This is a genomic window from Cellulosimicrobium sp. KWT-B, assembly GCF_002127155.1.
Taxonomy (GTDB): Bacteria; Actinomycetota; Actinomycetes; order Actinomycetales; family Cellulomonadaceae; genus Cellulosimicrobium; species Cellulosimicrobium funkei.
The window spans coordinates 523646-548512 of the sequence record NZ_NEDO01000003.1 but is presented as its reverse complement, the minus strand read 5'-3'; the positions used below and the strand labels follow the sequence as shown (position 1 = coordinate 548512).

Sequence of the window (24867 nt, the reverse complement as noted above, 5' to 3'; positions counted from 1 at the left end):
TGCGGGTGCGGTCGTCAGGGGCGGCGCGTCACGGGCGGCGCCAGTCGTCCGAGGCGAGGTGGGAGCCCGCCATCGGGCCCATCCGGAGCATGCCGCCGTCGACCGGCCAGGACGCCCCGGTGACGTACGTCGCGGCCGGGCCGCACAGGAACGCGACGACGGCGGCGACCTCGCGCGCGTCCCCGGGCCGCCCGAGCGGGACGCCCGGGCGCGCCGTCGGGTGCGGGTCCTCGTCCTCCTGGCCGGTCATCGCCGTCGCGATCTCGCCGGGGGCGACGGCGTTCACCGTGATGCCGTGCTCCGCGAGCTCGAGCGCGGCGACCTGGGTCAGCAGCCCGAGCCCGCCCTTCGCCGCGCAGTACGGGGCGGCCCCGACGCGCGGCGCGTGCTCGTGGACGCTGGTCACGTTGACCACGCGGCCACCGCGCCCGCCCGCGACCATGTGCCGCGCGGCGGCCTGGGTGAGCACGAACGGGCCGTCGAGGTCCGTCGTCAGCACCTCGCGCCACGTCCCGAGGTCGAGGTCGAGGAACGGCGTCGCGGTTCCCGTCCCGGCGACGTTGACGAGCGCGTCGACCCGCCCGAGCTCGGCCGCCAGGGCGTCCACGGCGGGGGCCAGCGCGTCGAGGTCGGTGACGTCGACGCGGCGCGTCACGGCCGTCGCGCCGCGCTCGCGGACCTGGCGCGCGGTCTCCTGCACCTCCTCCTCGTCGGCGTACCAGCACAGGCCGAGGTCGAAGCCGTCGGCCGCCAGCGCGACGGCGGTGGCGCGTCCGATGCCGGACTCCGAGCCCGTGACGAGGGCGACGGGGCGCTCGTGCGCTCCCTCGCCCGCGGGGGTCGCGGACCGGGCGGTGCGGGGGTCGAGATCGGGAGAGGTCATGACTCGACCCTCCGGACGTCGTCGCCCGCACGCATCTCGGCAGGGTCCTGCGGCCCTGTGAGGAGCGACCGCGCGGCCGCGACGACCTCGGCGACGGTGATGCGGCCGAGCGCCGGGTCGAGGTCGGCGGCGTGCGGGTCGCCGCGGTAGCCGCGCGCGGCGTCGTCGGACGCAGGCGCCGGCCCCTGCTCCGTGTCGCCGTGCCAGAGCACCGCGTGCCGCTCCGGGTCCACGGCGGGGCCCCACGTGGCGGGCGGCGTCGGGCCGAACAGCACCACCGACGGGGTGCCGTACGCGGTCGCCAGGTGGGCCACGCCCGTGTCCCCGCAGACGACGAGCCGGGCCGTCGCGACGACGTCGGCGAGCGCGGGCAGGTCGAGCGTCCCGGCCGTGTCGGTCACGCTGCCGGTCCCGTCCGGCGCCCCCGCGGGGCCGCCGAGGGCGGCGTCCGCGTCGGCCACGACCCGCGCGCACAGGTCGCGCTCGTCGGGGCCGCCCGTGACGGCGACGTCGTGACCGGCGGCCGCGAGGTCGCGCGCGACCGCGGCGAAGCGGTCCGCGGGCCAGCGGCGCGCGCCGGACGCCGCGCCGGGGTGCACGACGACGTGGCGACCGCGCGACCCCGGCGGGTCGAGCCGCAGGTCCTCGCGCGAGCACGCGCCGCCCGCCGCGGTGACGAGCCGGCACCAGCGGTCGACCTCGTGCTCGTCCGGGTCCCAGCCCGGCCCGTCGACCCCCGCGTCGCCCGACGCGAACGCGACGACCCGCTCCGGGGCGGTGTCGAGCAGCACCCGGTGGCTCTCGGGGCCGCTGCCGTGCAGGTTCACCGCCACGTGCCCGGGGTCCGCACCGGTGAGCGTCCGCGCCTCCTGCGCCCAGACGAGCGGCTCGAGGCCGCGGGTCGGCACGACGCCGTCGACCAGGCCGAGGTCGCGGAGCCAGCCGCCGACCTCGGCGGGTGCGGCGAGGAGCACGCGCCGGCCGGGCCACGCGCGCCGCACGCCCCGCAGCGCGGGCACGGCCGTCAGCGCGTCCCCGAGCCCGAGCGCGCGCAGCACGAGGACGGTCCCCTCGTCCTGCCCCGCGAGCCCCGGCAGGTCGGGCGCCAGCTCCGTCGCGCCCGCCGTCACGGCCACGACGTCTCGCCGGACGCCATGACGAGCATCTCGCGGATCTCGCAGCCCACCGGCTGGCGCAGCGCCGTCACGACGGCGGCCGCGGTCGCGCGCGGGTCGTTGAGGTCGGCGTCCGGCCCCGGCTTGTACTGCTCGGTGCGGCCGTCGAAGAACGCGGTGCGCATCCCGCCGGGCACGAGGCACGTGACGCCGACGCGGCCCGCGAGCTCCGCGGCGAGCGCCTGGGAGAACCCGCGCACCGCGAACTTCGACGCGCAGTAGGCGGTCGCGTCCGAGACGCCCTTGAGGCCGAGCGTCGACGCCACCGTGACGACCGTGCCGCGGCGCTCCTCGAGGAACGGCAGCGCGGCGCGCACGACGGCGACCGTGCCGAACAGGTTGACGCGCACGACGCGCTCCCACGTCTCGACGTCGATCTCGTCGAGGCGCCCGCACGCGTCGGTGCCGGCGGCCGTGACGACGGCGTCGGGCGGCCCGACCTCGAGCGCGAGCCGCTCGACCGCGGCGGCCGCGGCGGCGGAGTCGGACAGGTCGACGACCGCGTGCGGCACGCCGTCGGCGGGCGCGACCCGGTCCAGGACGACCGGCTTGCCGCCCGCCGCCGTCACCGCCTCGACGAGCGCGGCCCCCAGGCCGCTCGCGCCCCCGGTGACGTAGACGGTGCCGAGCTCGCGGGGCACGGGGACGTCGGTCCGCCGGGCGGACGTGGTGGTGGTCATGCGGTGGTCTCCTCCGTCAGGGTGGGGACCCCGGGCGCGAACCGCCCGGAGCGTTCGAGGATCGAGGTCGTGGAACGGCCGTCGACGTAGGGCAGGACGACGACCCGGCCGCCGTGGCGCCGGACCGTCTCCGCCTCGGGGAGCGTCTCCTCCGTGTAGTCGCCGCCCTTCGCCCAGACGTCGGGGCGCAGGCGGTCGAGCGCGGCCCGCGGGTCGTCCTCGTCGAACACGACGACCGCGGCCACGCAGTCGAGCGCGGCGAGGACCCGGGCGCGGTCGGCCTGCCCGACGACGGGGCGCTGCGGCCCCTTGAGCCGTCGCACGGACGCGTCGCCGTTGAGCAGGACGACGAGGTGGTCGCCCAGGCGCGCGGCTGCCTCGAGCGTCGCGACGTGCCCGGCGTGCAGGATGTCGAAGCAGCCGCCCGTGGCGACGACGGTGCCGCCCGCGGCGCGCAGCCGGGCGGCCACGGCCTCGGGCCCGTCGGGGTCCGACGGCGAGACGTCCTGCGTCGCGCCGGAGGGGGCCGGGGCACCGGACGCGCGGTCCGGCACGTGCTCCCGTGCCGCGCCCGGCGTGCGGTCGGCGAGGGAGTCGGCCCGGCGCCGGTAGCCCTCCGCGCCGCCCGCCGCGACCCAGGCCGAGGCCGAGCCGACGGCGGCGACGACCGCCGGGACGAGCCCTTCGCCCCGGGCGAGCGCGACCGCGACCGTCGAGGCGAAGCGGTCGCCCGCGCCGCACGGGTCGCCGTGCGCGACGGTCGCGGGCACGTACGCGGGCTCGCCGTCCGCGCGCGCGACGAACGCCCCGCGGTCGCCCGCCGTGACGCACACCGCCCCCGCGTCCCACGCGGCCGCGAGCGACCGCGCGAGGCCCCCGGGGTCGTCGGGCGTCGCGTCCAGGCCGAGCGCCTCGGCGGCGTCGAGCGCCTCCGCGAGGTTGGGCGTGACGAGCGCCGTCCCGGGCACCGGGGCGCCGCCGCGCGGGTGCGGGTCCCACACGAGCGTCCCGGTGCGGGCCGCGTGCGCGAGCGCGTCGCGGACCGGCCCGGCGTGGGTCGTCCCCGCGCCGTAGTCGGACACGAGCACGACGTCCGCCCCCGCGAGCGCCGCCCGCGCCGCGCGCTCCGACAGGTCGCCGGGCCGGGCGGGGCCGCCGTCGTCGACGCGCACGACGGTCTGGCCGCCGGAGCGCACGCGGGTCTTGCGCCGCGTCGTGCCGACCTGCGGCAGCGCGACGACGTCGAGGTGCGGGCGCAGCAGGGCCCGCAGCTCGGAGCCCGCGTCGTCGTCCCCGAACGGCGCGACGAGGCGCACGCTCGCGCCGTCGGCCGCGAGGAGCGCGGTGAGCCCCGCGCCGCCCGGGCTGCGCCGGACGCCGAGCGTGTCGACGACGGGCACGGGGCCGTCGGGGGAGAAGCGGGTGACCTGGCCGTCGACGTCGCGGTCGAGGAGCACGTCCCCGACGACGACGACCTGCGGTCCGGTCGCCGCCGCGGAGGCCGGTGCGGGTGCCGGGGCCGGTCGGTCGTCGGCCGACCCGGCGCCCGGGAGGTCTGCCGCGGCGCGTGCCTCGCGGTGGCGCACGTGCGCGTCGAGCGCGGCGCACAGCGCGTGCACGACGACGAGGTGCAGCTCCTGGACGGACGAGGTCGACGCGCCGCGCAGGGCGAGCACGTCGTCGCACGCGGCCGCGAGCGCGCAGTCCCGCGGGCCCGTGAGCGCCCACGTGGTGAGGCCGAGCTCGCGGGCCCGGCGGGCCGCGGCGACGACGTTCTCGCTCTCGCCGGAGGTCGACAGGAGCACGAGCACGTCGCCGGGGCGACCGTGCGCCGCGACCTGGCGCGCGTACATCTCGGCGATGCCGTAGTCGTTGACGATCGCCGTGAGGCTCGACGTCTCCGCGTGCAGGCTGATCGCGGACAGCGGGGTGCGCTCGCCGTCGAAGCGGCCCACGAGCTCGGCGGTGAGGTGCTGCGCCTCGGCGGCGCTGCCCCCGTTGCCCGCGACGAGCAGCCGCCCGCCCGCGAGCACGGTGTCGGCGAGCCGCGCGCCCCACGCGTCGATCCGGCCCGCCTCGGCGGTGAGCAGGTCGAGGCCGTCGTGCAGGTCGTCGGCGTGCGCGCGCAGCCAGCGGCGCGCGGCGTCGTGCGGGCCGTCGCCGGACCCGGCACCGGGCGTGTCGCCGGAGGGCGTCCGGGGCGCGGTCACGGTGCGCTCACCGCCCGCAGCGCGGTGCGCCCGGCCGCCACCGGCCGGGCGCGACCGCGCTCGGCCCGGCGGGCCGTGGTGACGCGCTCGTACGACTCGGCGGTGCGCTCCGCGACCGTGACCCAGCCGTACAGGTGCTCGGCGCGCAGCCGCGCGGCCGAGCCGAGGCGTTCCGCGAACGCCGGGTCGTCGGCGAGCCGGCGCAGCGCGGCGGCGAGCGCCCCGGGGTCGCGCGGCGGGACGAGCAGGCCCGTGCGCCCGTCGACGACCGAGTCGAGCAGCCCGCCCACGGCGGCGCCCACGACGGGGCGCCCGCACGCCGCGGCCTCGAGCGGGACGATCCCGAAGGGCTCGTACCAGGGGTCGCACACGACGGCGTCGGCGGCGTGCATGAGGTCGCGCACGTCGTCCTGCGTCACGCTGCCCACGAACCGCACGCGGTCCGCGACGCCGGAGGCCACCGCGACGGCGCGCAGCCGCAGGACCTCCGGGTCGTCGTCGAGCGTGCCCGGCGCGGGGCCGCCCGCGACGACGAGCTCCGCGCCCGGCAGCGCGGCGAGCGCCTCGATGACGGTGTCGACGCCCTTGCGCTCGACGAGCCGGCCCACCGAGAGCAGGCGCAGGCGGCCGGGCTCGCGGTGCAGGTGCTCGGTGCGGTCCGGGTCGGGCAGGAAGCGGCCGAGGTCCACGCCGCACGGCACGACGTCGATGCGGTCGGGGTCGGCGCCGAGCGCGACGAGCTCGGCGACCTCGTCGGCGCACGTCGCGACGATCCGGTCGACCGCGCGGCACAGCAGGCGCTCGCGGGCCACGCGCTCGGCGGGGCTCGTGTCGTGCGCGCCCTGGTGGCGGCGCTTGACGGAGCCGAGCGCGTGGAAGGTCTGCACGAGCGGGACCCCGAGCGGGGGCGCGGACAGCAGGCCCGCGATCCCGGACATCCAGAAGTGGGCGTGGACGACGTCGGGCCGGGGCCCGGGCTCGATCCACCGCCGCAGGAGGTCGGCGCCGAACGCGTCCATGTGGGGCAGGAGGTCGTCCTTGGGCACGGGCACGGGCGGACCGGCGTCCACGTGCACGACCTCGACGCCGCGCGCGAGCGGGACGCGCTCCGGGAGGGACGCGTCGTCGCGGCGCGTGAACACCTCCACGCGGTGGCCCTGCGCGCCGAGCCGCGTGGCGAGCGACGCGACGTGCACGTTCTGCCCGCCGGCGTCGACGCCGCCCAGGGCGGCGAGGGGGCTGGCGTGCTCCGAGATCATCGCGATCTTCATGAGGTCACCTCCGTCAGGACCGTGTCCCAGCGCCGCAGGAACGCGGCGTGGGAGTAGTGCTCGAGCACGTGGGCGCGGGCCGCCCGGCCGTGCTCGCGGGCGTCGTCGGGGTCGGCGAGCCAGCGCCGCGCGGTCGCGGCGAGCTCGTCGGGACGGGCGCTGAGGAGCCCCGCGGCCGGGGGCACCGCGACGGGCGCCTCGGTGGTCGGCAGCGCGAGGACGGGCATCCCGAGCGCCATCGCCTCGAGCAGGGAGAGCCCGAGGCTCGTCCAGCGGTAGGGGTGCAGGTAGGCGCGCGACGTCGCGAGCCGCGCGTGCATCGCGGCCTGGGGGACGTCGTCGTGCAGGCCGTGCGGGAGGTCGTGCGGCAGGTCGTGCGGCGCGGCGCCGGGCCCCGCGAGGTGCTCGGCGAGCTTGCCGACGCCCATCCCGTAGACGTCGAGCGGCACGTGCCGCCCCAGCCCGACGAGCACGTCGGTCCCGGCGACGCGCCAGCGCCGCACGGGCTCGTTGACGACGGCGCCGACGCTCGCCCGCTCCCCGGTGTACAGCGGGCCGGGGTCGGGGATGCCGTGCTCGACGACGAGCGTGCGCGCGTCGCCGGTGTCCCACATGAGCGCGTTGAACGCCGTGACGTGCACGATCGGCACGAGGCCTTCCTCGACGACGTCGAGGTCGGCGAGCGGGTGCCGGGTCGCGGCCGCGTGGCCGGTCGGGGCGTTGTGCTCGACGTAGACGGCGGGCACGTCGCGGCCGGGCACGAGCCCGGTCCAGCGCCGCAGCAGCTCGACCTCCTCGGGGCGCTGGAGCACCACGACGTCGATCGCGCGCTCCGCCGCGAGGTCGGCGAGCTCGTCCGGCGCGACCTCGCGCGCCCCGGGCGGCCAGTCCCAGGTGCGCGCGCGGCCGCGGCCGTCGGGCCCGCGGTCGGGGACGACCGGGACCAGGTACTCGTGGCCGCCGGCGACGAACGACGTCGCCCACGACCCGTGCACGTGCCACACGAGGATCCTCATCGGGTCACCCCCACGGTCCGGAGCGGTGTCGCGCGGGGCGCGGGCGTCCCCACGACGTGCGGGACGACGAGCCGGTCGACGGCCGCGACGACGTCGTCCGGGTCGACGCCGAGGCACGGGTGGCCGGGCACCGGGCACACCCGGGCGCGCGTGCCGCAGCACGCGGCCTCCTGGTCGCCGAGCAGGACGGTCGGCACGCCCCACGGCGCCCAGCGCTCCGCGGGGACGACGGGGGCGAAGAGGGACACGACGGGCGTGCCCACCGCGGCGGCCAGGTGCGCGGGCCCTGTGTTGCCGACGACGACGCACCGGGCGCCCGCGAGCACCGCGGCCAGGCCCGTGAGGTCCGTGCGCCCCGACAGGTCCCGCGCGCGCCCGGCGGCGACGTGCGCCGCGAGGTCGGTCTCGCCGGGGCCGCCCGTGACGACCACCTCGTGGCCCGCGCGCACCAGCGCCGCGACGAGGTCGCGCGCGTGGTCGGGCGCCGGGGCCCGGGCGGGGACGGACGCGCCGGGGTGCACGACGACGTAGGGCCCCGCGGGCACGAGCGACGACACGTCGGGCAGCGGCCCGCGCACGCGCAGCCGGTCGCCGTCGGGCGGCGCGCCGAACCCTGCGGCGCGGGCGAGGTCGAGCGCGGCCTCGACCTCGTGCAGGCCGTCCGCGCGGGCGTGCCGCACGTCCAGGAGCGAGCCCGGGTAGTCCTCGCTCACGGCGGCGACGCGCCCGACGCCCGCGACCTTGAGCAGCATCGCCGCGGGCAGCGGGCTCTGGTGGAACGAGGTGAAGACGACCGCGGCGGCGTAGCGCCGCTCGGCGAGGGTCGCGACGAGGTCGAGCACGCTCGCGCGGTCGACGGGCGGGGGCCGGTAGCCGGACCAGGGGGCGTCGAAGACGAGCACGTCGCGCACGTCCGGGAGCAGCTCTGCCGCCGCGCGCCCGGCCGGGGCCGCCAGGACGTCCACGCGGCCGCCGTCGCGCGCGGCCGCGTGCGCCATCGCCCGGACCGCGGGGCCCGTGAGCAGGACGTCGCCGTCGCTGTCGAGGCGCACGGCGAGCACGTCGGCGCTCATGCCGCACGCTCCTCGCCCGGTGCCGCCGCAGGCGTGCCGGGAGCGGGCGCGCCGGGGGAGGGCGCGGCGTCGTGCTCCCGGGGCGGGCCGGGGAGGCGGTCGTCGAGCGCGCGGACCGCCGCGGCGAGGTCCGGCACGACGCACGGGGCGGCGGCGACCTCCTCGGCGCGCGTCACGGGCGTCGGCACGAGGACCGGGGTCGCGCCCGCAGCGAGCGCGGCGCCCACGTCGGCGCCGATGTCGCCCACGACGGCGCACCGCCACGGCTCGACGCCGAGGTCGGCCGCCGCGGCGAGCACGAGGCCGGGACCGGGCTTGCGGCACGCGCACGCGTCGTCCGGCGCGTGCGGGCACACCTGCCACGTGTCGAACGGGCCCAGCAGCTCCTCGACGCGCGCGTTCACGGCGTCGACCTGCGCGCGCGTGAGGAGCCCGCGCCCGACGCCGGACTGGTTGGACACCACGCCGAGCCGCACCCCGCGGGCGCGCAGGTCGTCGAGCACGGCGCGGGCGCCCTCGACGGGACGCACCGCCGCCGGGTCGCCGTTGTACGGGACGTCGTGCACGAGCGTGCCGTCGCGGTCGAGGAGCACGGCCGCGAGCGGCGGCGGCCAGGGCTCGAGCCCGCGCCGGGCGGCGAGCGTGCCCGCGACGCGGTGCCGCACCGCGGCGAACGGGATGGCGGCGCTCGTCCACGCCATGCGCCGCAGCTCGGGACCGAACGCGTCGTCGCCCGGCCGCGGCCCCGGCGCGAGGCGGCGCCCGAGGAACTGCGCGGTGAGGGCCGCCCACCCGAGCACGCCGAGCGCCGCGACGCGCGGCCGCCGCGCGACGAGCCCGCCGACGCCGACCGCGGCGGCCGCGACGGTCGCGACGTGCCACGCGAGGCGGCCGCGACCGGTCTCGGCGCGCTCGCGCCACCCCGGCCCGTGCAGGGCGCGGAACGTCGCGTCGTCGCGGGTCCCCGCCTGCACGCGCAGGCTCACGGCGTCGTCCGCGGGGCGCACGGGGTGCGTCGTCGTGCGCGTGCCGTGCACGAGCTCCCAGCCCGCCTCGCGCACGCGCAGCGCGAGGTCGGCGTCCTCGCGGTAGGCGCGGGGGAAGCGCTCGTCGAACCCGCCGACCTGCTCGAGCGCTTCGCGCCGGTATGCCATGTCGGCGGTCGCCCAGGCCGCGCGCTCGAGCCCGGCGGTCCCGCGCTCCCAGTCCGTCGGACGGCGGTGCGCGGGCAGCGGCACGTGCAGGCGGCCCTGCACGCCGCCGGTGCGGGGCGTCGCCGCCGCGAGGTCGTGCGCGAGGTGGCGCGCCCACCCGGCGGGGAGCTCGACGTCGTCGTCGAGGAGCACGACCCACGGCGCGGTCGTCGAGCGCCACCCGGCGTTGCGCGCGGCGGCCGGGCCCCGGCCCCCGGTGCGCACGACGTGCGCGCCGAGCGCACGGCCGGCGTCCCCGAGGTCGAGCGGGACGGGCACCGGGTCGGTCGTGCCGGGCGGCGGCAGGCGGCGGTCGTCCGCGACGACGACCTCGGCCGGCCCGGGGGAGTCCGGGCCGTCGGCCTGGGCGACGAGGGACTCCAGGAGCCGGTCGAGCGACGGGCGGCCGATGGAGGGCACCACGACGGCGTACGGCACCGGGGGAGCGGGGCGTCCCGCGGGCGCGCTCACGCCGTCGCCCCGGACGGAGCGGCGAACACGTCGGGCCGGCGCACGAGGTGCGGGCCGAGCACGAGCGCGTCCACCGGGGCCGACCCGAAGAGCTCGAGCGCGTCGCGCGGGTCGTCGACCATCGGACGCCCCGCGGTGTTGAGGCTCGTGTTGACGACGACCGGCAGCCCGGTCAGCTCCTTGAACGCCCGGATCGTCGCCTGCAGGCGCGGGGTCGAGTCGTCGACGGTCTGGATGCGCGCGGTCCCGTCGACGTGCACGACGGCCGCGATCCGGTCGCGCCACGCGGGCGCCACCTCGTGCACGAACAGCATGTACGGGCTCGGGACGGGGCCGCCGGAGAAGATCTCCGCGGCGTCCTCCAGCAGGACCATCGGCGCGACGGGTCGGAACTGCTCGCGGCCCTTGACGTCGTTGAGGCGCTCCAGGTTCTCCACCGGTCCCGGGTGCGCGAGCAGGGAGCGGTGCCCCAGCGCCCGCGGTCCGAGCTCGGCGCGGCCGTCGAACCACGCCACGACGCCGTTGTCGGCGAGGATGCGTCCGACCTCGGCGGGCAGGTCGTCGGGCGTCGTGAACGGCACCTGCGCGGTGCGCAGCCACCGGGCGAGCGCGTCGTCGCCCCACGCCCGGCCGAGCGCCGCCGAGCCCATCGGCTCGACGGTGTCGCCCGCCTCCGCGGCGAGCTGGAGGGCGGCGCCCAGCGCCGTGCCGGAGTCGCCCGCCGCGGGCTGGACCCAGACCTCCTCGAACGGCGACTCGCGCCAGACCCGCGAGTTCGCGACGCAGTTCAGCGCCGTGCCGCCCGCCATGGTCAGCACGCGGTCGCCCGTCTGCCCGTGGAGCCACGTGGCGAGGTCGACGAGCACCTCCTCGAGCCGCGCCTGCACCGACGCCGCGAGGTCGGCGTGCTCGGCCCGGCCGCCGTGCGCGGTGCCCCACGTGCCGTCGTCCGTGCGGCGCGGCGCCCAGCGCTCCCAGTCGGGCACCTCGGCGACGAAGCCGCCGTCGCCGGTCGCGTAGAGCACCTCGCGCAGGTCGTCGAGGAAGCGCGGCTCGCCGTACGACGCGAGCGCCATGACCTTGTACTCGTCGCTCGACCGCAGGAAGCCCAGGTGCTCGGTGAGCGACTCGTAGACGAGCCCGAGCGAGTGCGGCAGCTCCTGGCTCGCGAGCACCTCGAGGCGGCCGTGGTCGTACCGGCCCGCGAGGTGCGACGAGCGCTCCCCGCGGCCGTCGAGCGACAGGACGCTCGCGACCGGGAACGGCGACGCCAGCGCGGCCGACGCCGCGTGCGCGACCTCGTGCGGTACGAACCGCACCGTCGAGGGTGACAGGCCCGGCAGCGCGGTGGCGAGGAACTGCGGCGCGCGCTCGGCGTACTGCACGCGCAGCCAGTCCCACGGGTCCGGCAGGCCCATCTCCTCGGCGGGCTTGGCCAGCGCCGGGTCGAACGAGTACGCGACGGCGTCCAGGTCCTGGGGGCGCAGCCCGCCCTCCTCGAGGCACCAGGCCATCGCCTTCTCGGGGAGCTCCCACGCCGCGAACGGCAGCGGTCGCTTGCCGTGCTTGCGCCGCGAGAAGCGCTCCTCCTCCGCGGCGGCGACCACCCGGCCGTCGACGACGAGGGCGGCGGACGGGTCGTGGAACAGGGCGTTGACTCCGAGGACGCGCATGGGCTGCGAGCCTTCCTCGTTCGGGTCAGGCTCGTGGTGCGCCTCGAGAAACCGGGGGCACTCCACCTGACGCGTGCGGGTCGGCTCTGCTGCAACCCGACTTCACCCTGACCCGGAGAAGCGGTTCTCGCACGCCGACGTCGCACCTATGGGTAGTTCTCTTCGTGTGATTCCCGGGAGGCCTGCATGACCACGACCACCGCACCCACCACCCACCCCGACCCGACCACGCCGGCCGCGGGCGAGCGCCGGCTCGACCGGACCGACCCGGCGAGGGGTCGGCCCGCCGCCCCGGTCCGCTGCGCGGGCGCCGACGAGGTCGACGCCGCCGTGCGCGCCGCCGCGGCCGCCTGGCCCGCGTGGCGCGCGACCCCGCCGGGGGAGCGAGCCGGTGCCCTGCGCGCCGCCGCCCGCGCGGTGCGCGCCGCCGTCGACGAGCTCGGCGACCTCCTGTGCACGACGACCGGACGGCTGCGGGCCGAGGCGCGCGCGTCGGCCGAGGTCGCCGCCGACCTGCTCGACGAGGCCGCCGTGGCAGGCCTCGGCCGAGCGGGCAGGGTGCTCGCGGGCGACCCCGCCGCGCTGGACGTCGTGCGCCGCGAGCCCCGCGGCGTCGTCGCGGTGATCACGCCGTGGAACGACCCCTACCCGGCGGCCGCCGGGCTGCTCGCCGCGGCGCTCGTCACCGGCAACACCGTGGTGCACAAGCCGTCCGAGCGCAGCGACGCCCCCGGCGTGCGCCTCGCCGAGATCGTGGCGGGCGCGCTCCCGCCGGACGTCCTGCGCGTCGTCAGCGGCGACGGCGGGACGGGCGCGGCCGTCGTCGCGCACGACGACGTCGCCCTGGTCGCGCACGTCGGCTCCACGGCCGCGGGCCGGCGCATCGCCGCCGCCGCGGGCGCGCGCGGGGCGAAGGTGCTGCTCGAGAACGGCGGCAAGGACCCGCTCGTCGTGGACGCGGGCGTCGACCCGGTGCTCGCCGCGCGACAGATCGCGACCGGCGCGTTCACCAACGGCGGCCAGCTGTGCACCGCCGTCGAGCGGGCGTACGTCGTCGAGGAGGTCGCGGACGCGGTCGTCGCCGAGCTCGCGCGCCTCGCCGACGCGGTCGTGGTGGGCGACCCGGCCGACGACGCGACGACCATGGGGCCGCTCGTCGACGACGCGCAGCTCGCCGTCGTCGAGGAGCACGTGCAGGGGGCGCTCGCGGCGGGTGCGGAGGTCGTGACCGGCGGCCTGCGGCTCGACCGGGCCGGGTCGTACTACGCGCCCACGGTGCTCGACCGGTGCCCGGACGACGTGGACCTGCTCACGACGGAGACGTTCGGCCCCGTGGCGCCGGTCGTGCGCGTCGCCGACTTCGACGAGGGCCTGCGTCGCGCGTCCGCGTCGGCGTACGGGCTCGCGGCGACCGTGCTCACGCCGTCGCTCGCGCACGCGCTGCGCGCGGCGGACGTGCTCGACGTCGGCACGGTCAAGGTGAACGCGGTGTTCGGGGGCGCGCCGGGCGGGTCCGCCGACCCGCGGCGCGGCAGCGGCGGCGGGGCCGGGTACGGGCCGGACCTGCTCGACGAGATGACCGTGCGCAAGGCCGTCCACCTCGAAGCGCTGGGGGAGCCGTGAGCCGCCGCGCGAGCGCGACGCTCACGTTCGGCGGGACGGCGACGGCGCTCCTGCGGTTCGGGCGCTTCACCGTGCTCACCGACCCGAACTTCCTGCACCGCGGCCAGTGGGCCTACCTCGGCAAGGGCCTCGCGTCGCGGCGCCGCACGCAGCCCGCGCTCGGGCCGACGGGCCTCCCGCCGCTCGACGCGATCGTCCTGTCCCACCTGCACGGGGACCACTTCGACCGGGTCGCGCGGCGCGGCCTGACGCGGCAGGTGCCGCTCCTCACCACGCCGTCCGCGGCGCGGCGCCTGGCGCGATACCACTTCGCGACGGTCGGCATGCCGACCGGCACGATCGAGACGTTCCGCTCGGGGAAGGAGACGCTCGACGTGGAGTCGGTCCCGGCGATCCACGCGCGCGGCGTCATGCGCTCGTTGCTGCCGGAGGTCATGGGCACCGTCTACACGCACCGCGTGGACGGCGACCGCCAGACCCAGGTCTACGTCACGGGCGACACGCTCACGGGCGACCACGTGGACGTCGTCGCGGACGCGTTCCCGCACCTGGACTCGGTGGTCGCGCACCTGGGCGGGACGCGCATCCTCGGCCGGACCGTGACCATGGACGACGTGCAGGGGGCGGACCTCGTGCGGCGCGTCGGCGTGCCGCTCGTCGTCCCGATCCACTACGACGACTACGGCGTGTTCCGCAGCCCGCTGCGCGACTTCCTCGCGCGGTCGCCGGAGCTGCCCGGGGTCGAGATCCGGCCCGTGGCGCGGGGCGCGACGGTCGACCTCCGGGTCGACTGACGGGCAGATGCTCACCGTGAGGGCCCGCCCGGCGACCCACCAGGAACAGCGACCTTGTGGTCGGTTTTCGTGAGGGGTCCGGCCCAACTTTTCGTCTCAATATTTCAACTTCTGACTTGGCATCAGCGAAAGTCGCGCTTAGGGTCGAACGCAGCGCGGGGCCAGGACGGCGCCGCGCAGGCCCCGGTCCCCGGGGCCGTCCACCCATCCGGGTCGACCGATCAGCGGCGATCGTCGAGCAGCGGCACCGAGCACAGGTGCCGCGCTGCTGGTCGGGGACCACGGGCTCCTCGATCCACGTCAAGGAGGACGTTGTGCACAGACCATCCACGAGCCGACGCAGGCTCGCCCGAGGTGCCGCGGCGGCGCTGTCCGCCGCGTTGCTCGTCCCGCTCGCGATGAGCGGGGCGAGCGCGCACCCCGGCCACGGCGGAGACGAGAGCGAGACCGCCGCCGAGGCCGCGCAGGACGACGCGGCACTCGACTGGAACAACTACGAGAAGGTCCTGCTGAGCAAGGACACCGGTGAGCCGATCGACCTCGCCGTGCTGCCCGACTCGCGGGTCCTGCACACCGCGCGCGACGGCGTCGTCCGTCTCACCGACACCGCGACCGGGCGGACGACGCAGATCGCGAAGCTCGACGTCTACGCCAACTCCGAGGACGGGCTGCAGGGCATCTCCCTGGACCCGGACTTCGAGGAGAACGGGTTCGTCTACCTCGTGTACGCGCCCCGCGTCATGGAGGGCACCTCGCCCACCGGGGTCGAGTACCCCGAGACGACGCCGCAGGGCAGCGCGCCGAACTCGCTCCCCGCGGGCGAGGACGAGAGCTACTGGGACCGGTGGCTGGGCTACAACCAGCTCTCGCGGTTCACGTGGGACGCGGAGAGCAGCACGCTCGACCTGGACAGCGAGCGCGCGATCCTCAAGGTCGACGCGCAGCGCGGCCAGTGCTGCCACGTCGGCGCCGACATGGCGTGGGACGCCGAGGGCAACCTCTTCCTGTCCACGGGCGACAACACCCCGGCCGGCGCCCCGGGCGCGGACGGGTACGCCCCGAACAACAACGCGCCCGGCATGAACCCCGGGTTCGACGACCGCCGCAGCGCGGGCAACACGAACGACCTGCGCGGCGCGATCCTGCGGATCAACCCGATCGAGGACATCGCCCCCGGCACCGAGGTCGGACCGGGCACCACGTACACGATCCCCGAGGGCAACCTCTTCGACGACCCGCAGTACGAGGGCTCCGAGGACCTGGTGCGCGAGGAGATCTACGTGATGGGGGTGCGCAACCCCTTCCGGATCGACTACGACCTCGAGTCCGGCGCGCTCGTCTGGGGCGACTACGGCCCCGACGCGGCGAACGCCAACCCCGACCGCGGCCCCATGGGCTACGTCGAGTGGCAGCTCACGACCGAGCCGATGAACGGCGGCTGGCCCTACTGCCACGGCCCCAACGCGAACTACAACGAGTGGGACTTCGCGACGGGCACGCCCGGCGAGTGGTTCGACTGCGAGGCCGGTGCGAAGAACAACTCCACGTGGAACACAGGCCTGGACGTCGTCCCGCCGGCCACGGCGCCGCAGGTGTACTACGGCGACCGCCCCGGCGACCAGCCGGAGCTGCTCGACCCGCTGGTCGAGCTGGGCGGCGGCGGCCAGGCGCCCATGGGCGGCCCGATCTTCCGCTCCGCCGACTACCCCGACGCGCCGGGCAAGTTCCCCGCGTACTGGGACGGCAAGCCGTTCATGGCGGAGTTCTCCCAGGACTACGTCGTCGCGTTCACGCTCGACGAGCTCTCGTCGGCCGGTGAGGTCACCGCGGTCGAGGACTTCCTGCCCAACGCGCACCTGGAGACGGTGAACCAGCCGATCTGGGACAACGTCATGGACATGGAGTTCGGTCCGGACGGGTCCATGTACGTCCTGGAGTACGGGGACGGCTTCTTCCGCCAGAACCCGGACGCCGGGCTGTACCGCATCACCTACGGGTCGGAGAACAAGACCCCGCGCGCGGCGATCTCCGCCACCCCGGTGTCGGGCAGCGACGCGCCGCTCGAGGTGACGTTCGACGCCTCGGCGACCACGGACGCCGAGACCCCGAACGAGGGCCTGACCTTCGACTGGGACTTCGACGCCGACGGCGAGTACGACGCCCAGGGCGAGACGGTGACGCACACGTTCACCGAGCGCGGCCGGTTCGCCGTGCAGCTGCGCGTCACGGACCCGGAGGGCAACTTCGGCCTCGCGATCCAGCAGGTCACCGTCGGCAACACCGCCCCGGAGATCACGCTGAGCCAGCCGGACGGCGCGGTCTTCGACTGGGGCGACGCCGTCCCGTACACCGTCTCGGTGCACGACGCCGAGGACGGCGACGAGCCGGTGTGCACCAACATCCAGTACACGTTCGGCCTCGGCCACAACGAGCACGCCCACCCCGAGGTGAGCGGGCGCGCCGCGGTCACCGAGGACGGCTGCGGCTTCACGATCCAGACGAGCCCCGACGCCGTCGAGCACGGCGAGGGCGAGAAGATCTTCGGCACGCTCGTCGTGACCTACACGGATAAGGCCCAGGGTGACGTCCCCGCCATCACCGGCGAGGCCACGCACATCCTCAAGCCGCAGGCGCAGCAGGCCGAGTGGTACGACGCGGCCGAGGGCGTCGAGGTCGTCGAGGACGCGGCGGCGAACGCCGGCCGCTACGTCACCTCGTTCGACGAGGGCGACTCGTTCACCTACCGGCCGCTCGCGCTCGTCCACGCCCCGACGGGCGAGGCCGTCGACGAGGTGACCGTCCGCGGCAGCGGCGAGGGCACCGTCACGCTGAGCTGGCAGGGTGCGGGGGCCGAGTCCTCCGAGCCGCTGGCCGACTTCGCCTTCACGGGCGAGGGCTGGCAGGACGTCACGCAGGCGCTGAGCAGCGTGCCCGAGGGCACCGGCTCGGTCGTCGTGACGACCACCGGCGGCGTGGACGTCGACGCGGTGACGTTCGCCGTGGGCGAGGGCAGCACCGAGCCGGTCGTCGTGCCGGCCGAGCAGGTGTCCATCCAGATGTTCTCGCTCATCCCGTGGGTCAACGAGGCGGGCCTCCCGGCCGTCCTCGAGCGCCTGTCGGAGATCGGCTTCAAGAACATCGAGCCCTTCGGCGGCAACTTCTCCGGCTACACCGCCGAGGAGTTCCGTGCGCTGGCCGACTCCTACGGCCTGAGCGTGAAGTCGTCGCACTACAACGTCGACGAGGCCACGTTCGACGCGACCCTGGACTACGTGGGGACGCTCGGCCAGGAGTACGTCGGCTCGGGCGGCTGGCCCGCACCGGGGATCGGCACCTACGAGAACACGCTCGCGACGGCCGAGGCCATGAACCGGCTCGGGGAGCGGGCGGTCGACGCCGGCTTCACGAAGTTCTTCGGCCACAACCACGACGGCGAGTTCCGCACGACGTACGAGCACGAGGGGGAGACGCTCTCGGCCTGGGAGATCCTGGTCCGCGAGACGAACCCCGAGTACGTGACGTTCCAGCTCGACGTCGCGTGGGCCGCCCACGCGGGCGTCGACGTCCCGGCGCTCATCGAGCAGTACGGCGACCGGATCGAGCTGCTCCACGTCAAGGACGCCACGGGTCTGAACGCGGGCGGCCGCCCGTCGTTCACCAACCTGGGCGAGGGCGAGGTGCCGCTCCAGGAGATCCTCACGGCGGCGCAGGAGGCCGGCGTCGCGTACTACGTCCTCGAGTGGGACCAGGCGCCCGACGGCGAGGACTTCGCGGCCCACGGCTTCGAGTACCTCACCGGCGTCCCCGCCGGCGAGGCCGGGCCCGACGTCACGGCGACCGCGCAGGCGCGCTGCCTCGCGGGCAAGACCTACGTCGCGGTCCGTGCCCTCAACGAGGACGACGTGCCGCTCACCGTGACGCTCGAGACGCCGTACGGCACGAAGACGGTCGAGAACGTCGCCCCGGGCGCGAACGCCTACCAGTCGTTCGCGGTCCGCTCCGGCGAGGTCGAGGCCGGCTCCGCCACGGTCACCGCCACCGACGCCGAGGGGAGGAAGGCCACGGTCACGGCCGAGCACGACGCGCTGTCGTGCGGCTGACACCGGCCTGAAGCGCAGGAGCGCCGGGTGAGGCGGACGTCCGACGCCGCCTCACCCGGCGCTCGCGCGTCCGGGCACCGACCCGCTCCGGACGCACGGCGGCCCGGGTGACGCACGCGTCACCCGGGCCGCCGTCGTGCGGGCCTGTCAGCCCTCCTTCACCTGGTCGCGGACGTCCGCCGCGGCCTCCTTGCCGTGCTGCCCCACGGACTGCGCGGCGTCCTTCGCGGCGTCGCGGACGGCCTCGGCGCCCTCCTTGGCGGGCTCCTTGAGGTCCTGCACGACCTCCTGCGCCGTGGACTTCACGTCCTCGACGAGCGGGGCCGCCTTCTCCTTGACCCCGACGGCGGCGCGCTGCTCGGCGCGGCTCGACGGGAGGAGGGAGGCGACGACGAGGCCCACGCCGAAGGCCACGAGGCCGACGGCGAGCGGGTTGCCCTGCGTCTGCTCGCGCACCGCCCGCGGGGCGGAGCCCACGGTGTCGGCGACCGAGGACGCCGTGCTGCGCGCCGAGTCGGCGACCGAGGAGGCCGCCTCGCGCCCGCGCTCGGCGACGCCGTGCGACGTGTCCCGGGCCGAGTCGACCGTGTCGTGCGCGCTGCCCATGACGCGGTCCTTGACGCTCGTCACGCCCGACCGGACGCGGTCCACCTGGCGGCGCGCCACGTTGCCGGGCTTGACCTTCTCCCCGAGGGCGTCGACGTCGCGGCTCAGCTCGGTCCGCGTGCGCTCGATGTCCGCCCGGATCTCCTCCGGATCGCTGGTGCTCATGAGTTCTTCTCCTCGTGTCCTCGGACGGCGTTCGGGATCTTCTTGAGGGTGTCCGTGGTCTCGGGCATGCCCTCGACCGTGCGCAGCTCCTTGCGTCCGCGCGCCGCGAGCACCGCGGCGACGATCGCCCAGAGCACCGCGACGACGACGGCCGACCAGCCCCGGCCCATGACGGCGCCGAGCGCCCACCACAGCGCCACGGAGAGGAACAGCAGGACCATGTGGCCCGCCACCCCGGCGCCGGCGAGCATCCCGGCGCCCTTCCCGGCGCGCTGCGCGGACTGCTTGGCCTCCGCCTTGGCGAGCTCGACCTCCTGGCGCATGAGGGTCGACAGGTCGCGGCTCACCTCGGCGACGAGCTCGCCGAGGCTCTGCTGCTCGGCCTGCTGGTCCGCCGACGTCGGCACGGGCTGCGGCGTGGCCGCGAGGCCCGGGTCGGGGCCGCTGCCCGTCGTGTGCCGGCCGGTGCCCGCCGCGGCGAACGGGTCAGGGGTGTACGACATCGGGGCCACCTCCCGGCCGGGCGCCCGAGCCGGGCGTCGTGGGCGGGTACGACGGCGCCGGGGGAGCGCCCTCGGCCGACGTCGCGACGTCGGGGTCGTGCGCCAGGCGGTCGTTCGCGAGGCCCGGGTACGCGCCCGCCGTGCCGATGTCCGGCGCGCCCGTCGTGCCCGTGCCGCCGGTCGTGCCCGGGACGCCGGTGGTCCCGGTCGTGCCGGTCCCGCCGACGGTCCCGGTGGTCCCGGTCGTCGCGCCGGTGGTCGTGCCCGTGCCCGTGGTCGTGCCGAGCGGTGCGGCGTGCGCGCCGCGCGTCGCCGACGGCGTCGACCCGGTGCCGCCGCTCTGCGCGCGGTCGGAGCCGGTGTCCGGTGCGTCCTTCATCCCGCGCACGAGGCGCCCGACCAGCAGGCCGGCCCCGGCGGCGAGGAGGAGGAACGTCCCCGGACGGCGCCGCGCGAAGTCCTCGACCTCGTGCAGCACCGACGCGGGCTCGCGGTCCTCGAACCACTGCGCCACCTGCCCGGTGGCGTCCCCGGCGCGCCGCACGAGGTCGGTCGCGTAGCCCGGGTCCTCGGTGCCGTCCGCCATCTGGCGGAGCTCGTCACCGAGGGACCGCAGCCCGCCCGCGAGGCGCTCCTGCTGCGTGCGCGCCTGGTCGCTGAGCTCCGTCCTCGTCTGGTCGACCAGGCCGCGGGCGCGGTCCGTGGCCTCGTGCGCGACGTCGCGCGCCTTCTCCTTCGCGTCCTGCGCGACCTCGCGTCCGGCGTCGCCCGCGTGGGACGCGGCCTCGCTCGCGCGCTGCTTCATCCCGGACGCGGCGCCGCCGCCGTCCCCGGTGCCCTGCGCCGTCCCGACACCCGGCGAACCGGGCCCCGAGCCGTACGGCACGTTCGTCTCGCTCATGGTCGGACTCCCGTCGTCGTCGCCGCTCGTGCGGCGTGACTGAAGACGGAGCGGTAGCCGTGCCGGGCTCTCGCTCCGCCGGTACGGCCACCTCCTGGACCACCTCCCACGCTAGGCGCGGGCCGCGCGCACACAACTGGAACGGGGGGGTCGCCCCGCGGGTTGCGAGCGGACGGGGCCTTGCGACCGTGGGAGGAGGTCCAGCAGCCGGCCGCCCCCGCCGGGCCCGGCCCGGCAGCACGACGGCGCCCCCGGGCGCAGGAGGTTTCGACCATGGCCACAGGAGAGACCGGGTTCGACGACGTCACGTTCGACCTCATCTCGGTGCAGTACCACTCGCTCAAGGCCGGGCACGACTACGGCCAGTACGTGCGCGACGCCCGGAACGCGGGCAAGGAGGAGATCGCCGCGTTCTTCGAGAAGGTGATGGCGGAGGACTCCGAGCGGGCCCAGCAGTGCCACCGCTTCCTCGCCGAGCTGACGCAGGACGGCACGTCCGCGACGTCCCCGCAGGGCTCCCAGCAGGGCTGATGCACCGTCGGCCGCCCGCTCGGGAGCCGGTTCGGCTCGCGAGTCGGGCGGTCCGTGGGGAGCATGGCGGTGGCGTCGAGCAGGGGCGCCGTCCGCGCGAGCGTCAGGAACACGTGATGACCTCCACCGCCCTCCCCGCCCACGTCCCCACCGCCGGGTCGGCGACCACGACCGGTCCGGCGGACGAGCCCGCGCCCGGAGCCTCGCCGGCACCGGGGTCGGGCCGCCTGCCGCTGCCCCGTCCGCGGGGCCCGCTGAGCGCCGCGCTCCTCGCCGCGCTCGTCGAGCCCCCGGGTGCGGACGACCGCCTGCGCCCGGTCGAGGACGCCGTCGGGTCGGCGCTCGACGGCGCGGCCGGGACGATCCTGCGCGACGAGGACGTCCAGCTCACCCTCACCCTCCTCTACGAGCTCCACTACCGCGGCGTCGAGGGCGTCGACGACGACTGGGAGTGGGATCCCGCACTGCTCGCGGTGCGGGCACGTCTCGAGGCCCCGTTCGAGGCCGCGGTGCGCGAGCGCGCCGGCCGGCCGGCGTGCGACGCGACCGACGCGGCGGGCGTCGCGCGACGGCTGTTCGAGCTCGCGGCGGCCGACGACGGCCCGAGCCTGTCGCGGTACGTCGCCAAGCGCGCCGACGCGGGGCAGGCGCGCGAGCTCCTCGCGCTGAAGTCCCTCTACCAGCTCAAGGAGGCCGACCCGCACACGTGGGCGGTCCCGCGGCTCGCGGGCGTGCCGAAGGCGGCGCTCGTGGAGATCCAGGCGGACGAGTACGGCGGCGGTCGGCCCGGCCGCATGCACGCCGAGCTGTTCGCGCAGGCGATGCGCGGCGTCGGGCTCGACGACACGTACGGCCGCTACGTCGACGCCGTGCCCGCGGTCGTGCTCGCGGCCCTGAACACGATGTCGCTCTTCGGCCTGCACCGGCGCCTGCGGGGCGCGATCGTCGGCCACCTCGCCGCGTTCGAGATGACGTCGTCGGTGCCGAGCCGCCTGTACGGCAACGGCTTCCGCCGCCTCGGGCACGACGCGGACACCACCTGGTACTTCGACGAGCACGTCGAGGCGGACGCGGTGCACGAGCAGATCGCGGCGCGCGACCTCGCGGGGCGCCTCGTCGAGCAGGAGCCCGCGCTGCGCGACGACGTCCTGCTCGGCGCGGCCGCGTGCCTGGCCGTGGAGGGCGACGTGGCCGCCCACGCGCTCGAGCGCTGGCAGCAGGGCGCGTCGGCGCTGCGCGAGCCGCTCGCACCCGCCGTCGAGCCGCAGCCGGGCACCGGCCCCGCCGCGGCGCAGGAGGGCGACGCGCCGCGTGGCTGACGTGACCTACGTGCTGCCGCTGCGCCGCGAGCAGCCCGACGAGCCGGCGACGGCCGAGCTGTCCGCCTACCTGCACGACCTCGCGCGCCACGTCGAGGTCGTCGTGGCGGACGGGTCGCCCGGTCCCGTCCGCGACCGCCACACCGCCGCGTGGGGCGGCGCGGCGCGGACCGTCGCCGTCGGCCCGCCGCCCCCGGGCTGCAACGGGAAGGTGGTGGGCGTCCTCGCCGCCCTGGCCGCGACGACCGCACCGCGCGTCGTCGTCGCGGACGACGACGTGCGCTGGGACGCCGCGACGCTCGACCGGGCGCTCGCGGCGCTCGACGACGCCGACGCCGTCGTGCCGCAGAACGTCTTCGACCCGCTGCCGTGGCACGCGCGCTGGGACACCGCGCGCTCGCTCGTGAACCGCGCGCTCGGTCACGACTGGGCCGGCACGGTGGTGCTGCGGCGCGACGCGCTCGGCCCCGCCGGGTACGACGCCCGCGTGCTGTTCGAGAACCTCGAGCTGGAGCGCACCGTGCGCGCCCGCGGCGGGACGGTCGCGCACCGTCCCGACCTGCTCGTGGTCCGGCGCCCGCCGCCGACGCGGAAGTTCGTCGAGCAGCGCGTGCGCCAGGCGTACGACTCGTTCGCGCAGCCCGTGCGGCTCGCCGCGGAGCTCGCGCTCGCCCCGCTCCTCGGCGCGTGCGTCGGCGGCGCGGTGCGGCGCCGCGGGCCGGCGCGCGCCGCGTGGCTGGGGACCCTGGTGGGGTTGCTCGCGGGCGCCGTCGCGCTCGCCGAGGCGGGGCGACGGCGCGCCGGGGGCACCGCGGCGTGGCCCGCGTCGTCGGCGCTCTGGGCCCCCGCGTGGCTGGTCGAGCGGGCCGTGTGCGTGTGGGTCGCGGTCGCCTGGCGCGGCCGCGGCGGCGTGCCGTACGCCGGCACGCGGATCCGCCGGGCCGCGCACCCGACGGCCGCGCTGCGCGGCGCGACGACGCGGGCGGTGGCCGCATGACGGCCCCCGGGGGTGCGTCGCGCGAGGACTCCCGGGCGGGGTCGCGGGCGGAGGAGGTCACCGTCACGGCGTGCCCGGACGGGCCGCTCCTCGTGCGTGGTCCCGCGCGGCTCGTCGACCAGCAGGGCCGCGAGATCGAGCGGCACCGCGCGACGGTCGCCCTGTGCCGCTGCGGCGGCACGGCCATCCCGCCGTGGTGCGACGGGACGCACAAGGTGAACGGCTACCGCAGCGGCGAGCCCGACGACGGGGCGCGCGGGACCGCGAGCGACGGCGGGACGGGCGCGTAGAACCAGCCGTGGAACGCGGCCCGCGCCGGCTGGGGCAGGACGCGGGCGACCGCCAGCATGGCCTTGCCCTGGAGACCGTGGACGACCTCGGGCCGGCCGTGGACGAGCGCGTCCACGGCCTGCCGCGCCACCGCGGCGGCGCTCGGCTTCGGCAGGCGCCCCACGTGCGTGCGCTCCATGCCGGCCTCCCGGAAGAACGGCGTCCGGGTGGGCCCGGGCAGGAGCGCGGTGACCGTCACGCCCGTGCCGGCGAGCTCGCCGCGCAGGGACCACGCAAACGACCGCAGGAACGCCTTCGACGCCGCGTAGGTCGCGAAGTGCGGCGCCGGCATCTCGCCGGCCACGGACGCCGTGACCAGCAGCCGCCCGTGCCCCTCGGCGAGGAGGTCGGGCAGCAGCAGGTGCGTCAGGTGCGCGACCGAGCGCACGTTGAGGTCCACGACCCGCAGCTGCGCCTCGAGCGGGGTGCGCGCGTACGCGCCGTGCACGCCGACGCCTGCGTTGAGGACGACGGTCGAGACGCCGAGCTCGCGCGCCCGCCGGGCGGTGGCCTCGACGCCGCGCGGCGTCGTGAGGTCGACCGTGAGGCCCTCGTGCGTCCCGCCGTGCGCGGTCAGCTCGCCCACGGTCGCGTCGGCGTCGCGGTCCGCCACGACCAGGACGTCGTGCCCCCGCCGGGCGAGCTCGTCCGCGAGCGCGCGGCCGATGCCGCTCGTCGCGCCCGTCACGAGCGCGTTCGCGCGGTCCCGCACGACCGCCGGGGGCCGCGGCGTCACGGGAGGTCCGGGACGTCGTCGTCGCCGAGCGCGACCTCGGCGGGCGGCTCGCGCAGCGCCTGGGCCAGGTGGCCGCCGAGGAACGCGCTCGCCCCGGCGAGCCCGTAGGCGACGAGCGACACGGCGACGCCCGACCGGCGTCGGCCGCCGCGTCGCAGCAGCCACGACGCACCGTAGAGCAGCGAGACGCCGGAGTTGAGCGCCGCGTGGACCGCGCCGACGCGGCGCGCGCGGCGGTCGACGTCGAGGTAGTCGGCGAGGCCCGTGAGCGCGGTCGGCGCGACCGCGAGCACGCCGAGCCCGACGAGACGCTGCGCCGCGGGCACGCTGCGCTCGCCCCCGACGAGGTCGAGCACGGCGGCGCTCGTCCAGAGACCGACGGGCACGTCGGTGAGGGTCGCGTGCAGGGCGTGGCCGAGCGAGTGGCCGTGCAGCTCCTCGCGCAGCCGCCCGTGCGAGGGGACGAGGGCGAGCGCGACGCCGCGCACGGTGCCGGAGAGCCCGTCGAGCGTGGGCGAGTCCTCGAGCCGCCGGGCGAGGCGCAGGAGGACGGGGGAGTCGTCGTCATGGACGGCGGTGCCGGGGGCGTCGGGCATGGTGGCTCCTCAGGTCTCGTC

21 protein-coding genes are annotated in these 24867 nt (G+C 77.1%); 7 read left to right on the top strand and 14 right to left on the bottom strand.

Translation table 11 applies throughout. The features are described from left to right. Positions 1-28: 28 nt before the first annotated feature. Genes B9L22_RS12390 through B9L22_RS12350 form a run of 9 tightly spaced genes read right to left on the bottom strand, consistent with a single transcriptional unit; the run spans position 29 to position 11645 of the window. Complete coding sequence (locus B9L22_RS12390; protein ID WP_086150577.1) at positions 29-883, bottom strand: SDR family oxidoreductase; 855 nt, start codon at positions 881-883, stop codon at positions 29-31. Next, positions 880-2019 carry a glycosyltransferase family 9 protein gene (locus B9L22_RS12385; protein ID WP_369824828.1) on the bottom strand — a complete coding sequence of 380 codons (1140 nt, stop codon included), beginning with the start codon at positions 2017-2019 and terminating at the stop codon, positions 880-882. Before B9L22_RS12385 ends, B9L22_RS12390 begins: the two co-directional genes overlap by 4 nt. Then, complete coding sequence (locus B9L22_RS12380) at positions 2010-2738, bottom strand: SDR family oxidoreductase (protein WP_086150576.1); 729 nt, start codon at positions 2736-2738, stop codon at positions 2010-2012. The genes B9L22_RS12385 and B9L22_RS12380 overlap by 10 nt, the downstream gene beginning before the upstream one ends. Next, entirely contained in the window at positions 2735-4948 is a 2214-nt protein-coding gene (locus B9L22_RS12375) for a PfkB family carbohydrate kinase (protein ID WP_086150575.1), read from the bottom strand. Before B9L22_RS12375 ends, B9L22_RS12380 begins: the two co-directional genes overlap by 4 nt. Then, a complete protein-coding gene (locus B9L22_RS12370; protein ID WP_086150574.1) occupies positions 4945-6219 on the bottom strand; it encodes a glycosyltransferase in 1275 nt (424 codons plus the stop codon). The genes B9L22_RS12375 and B9L22_RS12370 overlap by 4 nt, the downstream gene beginning before the upstream one ends. Then, complete coding sequence (locus B9L22_RS12365) at positions 6216-7235, bottom strand: glycosyltransferase (protein WP_086150573.1); 1020 nt, start codon at positions 7233-7235, stop codon at positions 6216-6218. Before B9L22_RS12365 ends, B9L22_RS12370 begins: the two co-directional genes overlap by 4 nt. Further along, complete coding sequence (locus tag B9L22_RS12360; protein WP_086150572.1) at positions 7232-8308, bottom strand: glycosyltransferase family 9 protein; 1077 nt, start codon at positions 8306-8308, stop codon at positions 7232-7234. Before B9L22_RS12360 ends, B9L22_RS12365 begins: the two co-directional genes overlap by 4 nt. Beyond that, positions 8305-9972, bottom strand: coding sequence for an HAD-IIIA family hydrolase (locus B9L22_RS20755; protein WP_369824827.1), 1668 nt, complete (start codon positions 9970-9972; stop codon positions 8305-8307). The genes B9L22_RS12360 and B9L22_RS20755 overlap by 4 nt, the downstream gene beginning before the upstream one ends. After that, a complete protein-coding gene (locus B9L22_RS12350; RefSeq protein WP_086150571.1) occupies positions 9969-11645 on the bottom strand; it encodes a carbamoyltransferase C-terminal domain-containing protein in 1677 nt (558 codons plus the stop codon). The genes B9L22_RS20755 and B9L22_RS12350 overlap by 4 nt, the downstream gene beginning before the upstream one ends. A gap of 186 nt (positions 11646-11831) precedes the next feature. Between B9L22_RS12350 and B9L22_RS12345 the strand changes: the two genes are divergently transcribed. The 3 genes from B9L22_RS12345 (at position 11832) to B9L22_RS12335 (ending at position 18162) form a co-directional block, all read left to right on the top strand. Further along, positions 11832-13268, top strand: a complete 1437-nt coding sequence (locus tag B9L22_RS12345) for an aldehyde dehydrogenase (protein WP_086150570.1) — start codon at positions 11832-11834, stop codon at positions 13266-13268. Continuing rightward, positions 13265-14062: an MBL fold metallo-hydrolase gene (locus B9L22_RS12340; protein ID WP_031315623.1), complete on the top strand. Its 798-nt coding sequence runs from the start codon at positions 13265-13267 to the stop codon at positions 14060-14062. The genes B9L22_RS12345 and B9L22_RS12340 overlap by 4 nt, the downstream gene beginning before the upstream one ends. A gap of 314 nt (positions 14063-14376) precedes the next feature. Beyond that, positions 14377-18162 carry a PQQ-dependent sugar dehydrogenase gene (locus B9L22_RS12335; protein ID WP_143317277.1) on the top strand — a complete coding sequence of 1262 codons (3786 nt, stop codon included), beginning with the start codon at positions 14377-14379 and terminating at the stop codon, positions 18160-18162. 147 nt (positions 18163-18309) lie between these two features. On the opposite strand, the gene B9L22_RS12330 is transcribed toward B9L22_RS12335, so the two are convergent. Genes B9L22_RS12330 through B9L22_RS20250 form a run of 3 tightly spaced genes read right to left on the bottom strand, consistent with a single transcriptional unit; the run spans position 18310 to position 20337 of the window. Beyond that, entirely contained in the window at positions 18310-18933 is a 624-nt protein-coding gene (locus tag B9L22_RS12330) for a DUF3618 domain-containing protein (RefSeq protein WP_086150568.1), read from the bottom strand. Next, the gene (locus tag B9L22_RS12325) at positions 18930-19436 is read right to left on the bottom strand and encodes a phage holin family protein (protein WP_081600158.1); all 507 of its coding nucleotides are present in this window, start codon (positions 19434-19436) and stop codon (positions 18930-18932) included. Before B9L22_RS12325 ends, B9L22_RS12330 begins: the two co-directional genes overlap by 4 nt. Further along, positions 19420-20337: a hypothetical protein gene (locus B9L22_RS20250; RefSeq protein ID WP_086150567.1), complete on the bottom strand. Its 918-nt coding sequence runs from the start codon at positions 20335-20337 to the stop codon at positions 19420-19422. The genes B9L22_RS12325 and B9L22_RS20250 overlap by 17 nt, the downstream gene beginning before the upstream one ends. Before the next feature lie 273 nt (positions 20338-20610). Here B9L22_RS20250 and B9L22_RS12315 point away from each other — a divergent pair, with 273 nt between their 5' ends. The 4 genes from B9L22_RS12315 (at position 20611) to B9L22_RS12300 (ending at position 23474) form a co-directional block, all read left to right on the top strand. Then, on the top strand, positions 20611-20868 hold the full coding sequence (locus B9L22_RS12315; protein WP_074806902.1) for an acyl carrier protein: 258 nt from the start codon (positions 20611-20613) through the stop codon (positions 20866-20868). Positions 20869-20984: 116 nt separating this feature from the next. Next, entirely contained in the window at positions 20985-22187 is a 1203-nt protein-coding gene (locus B9L22_RS12310; protein ID WP_086150566.1) for an iron-containing redox enzyme family protein, read from the top strand. Continuing rightward, a complete protein-coding gene (locus B9L22_RS12305; protein ID WP_086150565.1) occupies positions 22180-23184 on the top strand; it encodes a glycosyltransferase in 1005 nt (334 codons plus the stop codon). Before B9L22_RS12310 ends, B9L22_RS12305 begins: the two co-directional genes overlap by 8 nt. Further along, positions 23181-23474, top strand: a complete 294-nt coding sequence (locus B9L22_RS12300) for a CDGSH iron-sulfur domain-containing protein (protein WP_086150564.1) — start codon at positions 23181-23183, stop codon at positions 23472-23474. Before B9L22_RS12305 ends, B9L22_RS12300 begins: the two co-directional genes overlap by 4 nt. Here the strand turns inward: B9L22_RS12300 and B9L22_RS12295 are convergent. After that, positions 23408-24250: an SDR family oxidoreductase gene (locus B9L22_RS12295; RefSeq protein ID WP_158097207.1), complete on the bottom strand. Its 843-nt coding sequence runs from the start codon at positions 24248-24250 to the stop codon at positions 23408-23410. The genes B9L22_RS12300 and B9L22_RS12295 overlap by 67 nt on opposite strands. Continuing rightward, positions 24247-24846 (bottom strand): DUF2231 domain-containing protein, encoded by a 600-nt coding sequence (locus B9L22_RS12290; RefSeq protein WP_143317274.1) that lies wholly within the window; start codon positions 24844-24846, stop codon positions 24247-24249. Before B9L22_RS12290 ends, B9L22_RS12295 begins: the two co-directional genes overlap by 4 nt. Between the last annotated feature and the right edge of the window lie 21 nt (positions 24847-24867).